Below are 5,162 nucleotides of genomic sequence, written 5' to 3'. Positions count from 1 at the left end.
GCTCAGGCGGGCAAGCAGGCGGCCGAATTCGGTCGGATCGAAGCGGGGCATGGCGGGTCTCCTCGGGCCTCGGAAGCCTCAGCATACCTCACTGGCACGTAAGAACAAAGAGCGAACCAACACGATTTGCTGACACCGCCGCCTCCATCATTAGCTAGTTTATACCTTTCAAGAATCGAACAGATGTCATCCATGCTATTGACAATTGCTCTACACCCTACCAAGTCTTGCATCTGCTCAAGTTTCGTTGTTCCCCTGAAAAGTTTTTTTCGTATTGATGAGGTTCGCTTTAGCCTGCCTGCTGTTATCCCTCCCAAAGGTTTGACTATTCTTGTTAGCTTAGCTCTCTCTCTTAACATTGGGTATGCGTGGTGAAATCTCCAGTTGTGGAGAACTTGAAACGCCTCAATTGTCTCAGGATTTTTTTGGACAATATTTCCCAATAATTTTCCTGCTTGTTTTATCTGCCTCTTCGAATACAGACGTTCAACGCTAGCTTTGTACATTTTATCTAGAATTGCTCTTGTTCGAGTGTTAATTAACGAAGCCCAAATCAATCATAGGCTGTATGGCAATGCAGCGTCCAGAGCCTTTGCATAACTATAAATTTTTTGTTTCGAAAATATATTCCCCCGCCGTCGCGCAGCGGCGGCGACGCGTCCGCCCCATGGCGGGCGCGTTCCGCGCCCACCCGGTCGGACGCTAGCTCTTTGATCAGGTGTTGTGACACAGCGTAGGATGCGTGATTTCACGCACCTCCCAACACAAAAAAGGTGCGCACCGAAAGCACGCACCCCAAACTTACGCCGACGCCATCAGCAGCGTCTTGCCGCGCCACTCCGGGTCGTCCACCGCCTGCGCCAGCACATAGGCCACGTCGCCCCGGGCGGCCTCGCCCTGCACGTCCACGGCATCGCCATAGACGATGTCGCGCGACCCGTCCTCATCCGTCAGCGCCACAGGCCGCAGGATGGCGAAGTCCAGTCCTGATGCCTTGAGGTGTTCGTCCGCCTCGTGCTTGGCCATCAGGTAATGCCCCAGCTTGCTGTCGGGGTCCGGGTCGCCCGCCCCCACGGTGCTGAGCATGACAAACCGCGACACGCCCGCGTCCTTTGCCAGATCGACCAGCCGCTTGGCGCCGTCGCGGTCGACTTTGTCGGTCATCTCTGGCCCCGTGCCGCTGCCCGATCCGGCGGCAAAGACCACCACATCGCAGCCATCGCAGACGCCCGGTTGCAGGTCGGTCAGATCGCCGTGACGCGTCTCGGTGCCATTGGGCAGATCCGAGGTGTCCGAGCTGTCGCGCACCAGTGCAATCGGGTGGTGGCCATTGGCCAAGAGGGTTTGGGTCAGGCGCAGGCCTGTTTTGCCGGTGGCCCCGGCGACGAGAATATTCATGATAGTTCCTTTCAGATGGGAGGGGTCGGTTCAGGGACGGAAGATCGCCTTGATGTTCACGAACTCCTTCATCCCGAACCCGCCATGTTCGCGGCCGTAGCCTGAGTCCTTGACGCCGCCGAACGGCATGTTCGGGTCCGCCGCGCCAAAGCTGTTGATCCGCACCATGCCGGTGTCGAAGTGATCGCGGGCGAGTTTCATCGCGTGCTCTTCGTCCTGACAGAAGATGCCGCCGCCCAGGCCATAGCGGCTGTCATTGGCGATGCGCATCGCGTCCTCGTCATCCTTGGCGCGGATCACCGCCGCCACGGGGCCGAAGATTTCGTCGTCATAGGCGGGCATCCCCGGTGTGACATCCGCCAGCACGGTCGCGGGGTAATAGTGCCCGGTGTCGTCGCTGGGCGTGCCACCGCAGAGCAGCTTTGCGCCCTTGGTGACGCTCTTGGTCACCTGCTCTTTCACCGTGTCGAACTGGTCTTGGCTCGAAAGCGGCCCAAGCTGCGTGTCCTCATCCATCGGATCGCCCATCCTGATCGCCTTCATCTGTTCGACAAAGGCATCGACAAAGGCGTCATAGACCGCGTCCGTCACCACAAAGCGCTTGGCCGAGACACAGGTCTCGCCGTTGTTGAAAAGCCGCCCCATGACGCTGGTCTTGACCGCCAGTTCCACGTCGGCCTTCTCGAGCACAAGGTAGGCGTCGTTCGATCCCAGTTCGAGAACCGTCTTCTTGAGATGCTTGCTCGCCAGTGCGCCGATATGGCGACCCGCGCCATCGCTGCCGGTCATGGTCACGCCGCGCACCAGCTTGTGCGCGATCAGATCGTCCGAGGTGTCATGGTCAATGACCACCACTTGGAACAGATCCTTGGGCAGTCCTGCCTCGATACAAATCTCGCGCAGTTTGAGCCCGCTTCCCGTGCAGATCGACGCGTGTTTCAGCACCACGCCATTGCCCGCCATCAGGTTCGCCGCCAGCACGCGCACCGGTTGGTAGAGAGGGAAATTCCACGGCTGGATCGAGTAGATCACGCCGATGGGTTGATAGGTGACAAGCCCGTCCTTCTTGCCCCCCGCATGAGTGCGCGGCTCATCGGCGAGTTCGGTCGGGCCGTGTTCTGCGGTGTATTCGAAAATCCGCGCACACAGCTCCACCTCGGTCTTGCCATCGCGGTAGAGCTTGCCCACCTCGCGGGTCATCAGCTTGGCCAGGTCATCGGCATGGCTGCGCAGCGCCGTGGCGATCTTGGTCAGGTAGGGCGCGCGCTCCTCATGGGTCTTGCAGCGCCAGTCGAGGAACGCGGCATGGCAGGCCTCGACCTTGGCCACCGCGCTGTCCCTGTCCATCACCTCGTATGTGGCGATGGGGGTTTCGGTGGCTGGGTTGATGGTTTCCATCTTCGACATGCTGACCTCGATTGTGGTTATGGGTTTCGTTGGTCAGGCAACGCGCGGTGTGCCGGATCGTTCCCTTGGACACGGCAATCATGCGGAGCGATCTTGACGCCGATCAGGACGCGGAGTATCCCGTCGCTCCAGAGGGCGGGTATGGTGAAAAGGTATCACGCGAGCTTCCCAAGCTTACGTTGCGGGTTCGATTCCCGCTACCCGCTCCAATCCTTCCACACCTGTCCCGCTCCGCTTTAATGCATTGACCGCGTCCGGTTCTGTGCCATCCTGTCTGCATTTCCGATCAGATTTTTTGAAAGTACACATATGGCTGACCCCGTTTTCCACCGCCCCCTCCGCCACGGTCCACCGCGGCTGTGCCGCCTGTGTCGGCGTCCGCTTGCGGAAGATGCCGAGGACATCTGTGACAACGTAAATTGCCGGACCCGCCACAAGATCGAGGTCACAGCCGCGATTGCCCGCAAACGAGATCGGAAAGAGGCCGAGTTGCGCGCGATTTCGCACCGCCGCACCCGCCGTGTTCTTCGGGACGCTGCAAGCAAGATCGGTGTACCCCATCTGGGACGCATCGCACATGGCCTCGCGCCCTATATCGACTTGCCTCAGGTGCCATTGCCCGACGCGCGACGCGCCGCCTTCGAGGCGCATCTGCGTTCCATTGTCGAGTCCAGCTTTGCCAAAGCTGACGGCGTATCGACCCACCCGGAACCACCCGAGGATGATGCTGATTACGCGACTCGGTTGAAGCAGGAAACCAAGGAACCCGCCGTTCTGAATGCCGCCTGCATCGCGTGTCAGGGCGATTGTTGCCTCTTGGGTGGTGACCGGCACGCTTTCCTGACGGAGGGAACCATCAGCTGTCAGCGCTGGAAAGACCCGGAGGTGACGCCGGAAGCGCTTGTGCAGGCCTACCTGTCTCGCATTCCGGCGACATCGACCGCCGGCAGTTGCGTGTATCACGGACCGCAAGGCTGCACGTTGGACCGCCCGCTGCGCGCTGACATTTGCAACAGCTTCCAATGTCGGTTCAGACGCGAATTGGCAGAAGCTGTGGATCGGCGGCCCGGTACGGGTGCATTGGTCGCCGGGCTGTCCCGGAACCACGTCACCGACCCGTCGGCAGGAGCGCCCTATCTGCGGGTTGTGTCGATATCACCCGAGAATGAGGTGACAATCCACGACGACCTCGAACTGCCAGCGCTGCGCAAGGGTATGTCAGAGGATTAGGCGGCGATCCACGCGTTACACGATGGAGAGCGCATCGCCAATGCCGACCAGCACGATCAGGAATTGCCCGCTGTCGTCGATGCCCGACGCGACCTCGGACGTCTGGTCCGCTGCGGCAATCGCGGCTGCAACACTTTGGCCGGACCCGTCATAAAGGGCCATGATACCCGAGGCAGCGGCCACATCACTCAGACCAAGTTGCGTTGCGACGTAAAGCCCGATGTCGATCTTCCCGTCCAGATAGGCCCGATCCGCCACCTGTTGGGCAAGGAACTCGGGCGTTGCGTCTTCGGGTGGGGCCGCGCGCGCGCCCTCCAGAACGCGCAATACGAAGTCGCCGCGCCCCACACCACCCGATTGCAAGGCATTGGCCCAGAAATTCACGCCTGCATCATCGCCGGCGCGGCCAAGTGTGTTCTGGTACACGGACGAGACGAATTCGAACAATTGCGCGTCGAGTGGGAAAACCTCCAGTCCTTCTTCGGACATGGCGAATGCATCGGAAATCCGGTCCAGCGTTGTGCCGTTTGCCAAAGCATCTGCCCAGAACAGCAATCCCAACGCATCGGGGGCGCGGTTGAAATAGCTGACATAGACTTCGGTCAGGCTGCGAAACTGGTCACCTGTCAGGGTCACGCCATCGTCAAAGCGCGTCAGGTCAAAGCGGCCATCGCTGAAATCAAGAAACTCGACCCCGCGCAGGATGTCGGTGCCGTCCAAAGCGCTGCGGTCTGTCAGGGTGATCTCATCGCCAATGGTCAACGTGTAGAGGGTCTGCGCGCCCTGCAGGATCGCGATGTCCAGCCCGTCGCCTCCCGAAAGCGTGTCGTTGCCGCCCTCCCCGGTGAGGCTGTCGGGGCCGGCAGTGCCCATCAGATCGTCGTCGCGCGCCGAACCGGGGACGACATTACCGGCCATCGCGGTCAGATCGAACCCGGCCGCAGCAGCGGTTTGAACGACATATTCGGCAATTGCGGCATGGCCTGCGGTAAGCGCGGGCTGATCACCCATCGGTTCGCGGCTTGACAGTAGCTGGATGGATCAGTCTATCAGCTTGGCATCTTTCGCGCGTTTGATCGTGTCCAAGACGCTTATGAGGGTGCCGATTGCGCCGAAGGTCTCGTGCT

Annotated in this window: 4 protein-coding genes and 1 tRNA gene; 2 read left to right on the top strand and 3 right to left on the bottom strand. The window is 60.4% G+C overall.

What is annotated here, in order from left to right; genetic code table 11:
- Positions 1-801: 801 nt before the first annotated feature.
- Both JJ869_RS21920 and JJ869_RS21915 read right to left on the bottom strand, forming a co-directional pair.
- On the bottom strand, positions 802-1,398 hold the full coding sequence (locus JJ869_RS21920; RefSeq protein WP_292270775.1) for an SDR family oxidoreductase: 597 nt from the start codon (positions 1,396-1,398) through the stop codon (positions 802-804).
- Positions 1,399-1,428: 30 nt separating this feature from the next.
- Entirely contained in the window at positions 1,429-2,805 is a 1,377-nt protein-coding gene (locus JJ869_RS21915; RefSeq protein ID WP_292270773.1) for an NAD-dependent succinate-semialdehyde dehydrogenase, read from the bottom strand.
- Between the two features lie 135 nt (positions 2,806-2,940).
- Here JJ869_RS21915 and JJ869_RS21910 point away from each other — a divergent pair.
- Both JJ869_RS21910 and JJ869_RS21905 read left to right on the top strand, forming a co-directional pair.
- A tRNA-Gly gene (locus tag JJ869_RS21910) sits at positions 2,941-3,014 on the top strand.
- Positions 3,015-3,114: 100 nt separating this feature from the next.
- On the top strand, positions 3,115-4,035 hold the full coding sequence (locus JJ869_RS21905) for a hypothetical protein (protein ID WP_292270771.1): 921 nt from the start codon (positions 3,115-3,117) through the stop codon (positions 4,033-4,035).
- A gap of 15 nt (positions 4,036-4,050) precedes the next feature.
- On the opposite strand, the gene JJ869_RS21900 is transcribed toward JJ869_RS21905, so the two are convergent.
- Positions 4,051-5,046, bottom strand: a complete 996-nt coding sequence (locus JJ869_RS21900) for a DUF4214 domain-containing protein (protein WP_292270769.1) — start codon at positions 5,044-5,046, stop codon at positions 4,051-4,053.
- Positions 5,047-5,162 lie beyond the last annotated feature (116 nt).

Source organism: Marivita sp., from assembly GCF_017643905.1.
Lineage (GTDB): Bacteria > Pseudomonadota > Alphaproteobacteria > Rhodobacterales > Rhodobacteraceae > Marivita.
The sequence above is the reverse complement of the archived record's forward strand: the minus strand, read 5'-3'. Positions and strand labels throughout refer to the sequence as shown.

Bases quoted from the DNA above. Each gene is read 5' to 3' on its own strand.
- JJ869_RS21920 (WP_292270775.1), bottom strand. From the start codon at position 1,398: ATGAATATTCTCGTCGCCGGGGCCACCGGCAAAACAGGCCTGCGCCTG.
- JJ869_RS21915 (WP_292270773.1), bottom strand. From the start codon at position 2,805: ATGTCGAAGATGGAAACCATCAACCCAGCCACCGAAACCCCCATCGCC.
- JJ869_RS21905 (WP_292270771.1), top strand. From the start codon at position 3,115: ATGGCTGACCCCGTTTTCCACCGCCCCCTCCGCCACGGTCCACCGCGG.
- JJ869_RS21900 (WP_292270769.1), bottom strand. From the start codon at position 5,046: ATGGGTGATCAGCCCGCGCTTACCGCAGGCCATGCCGCAATTGCCGAA.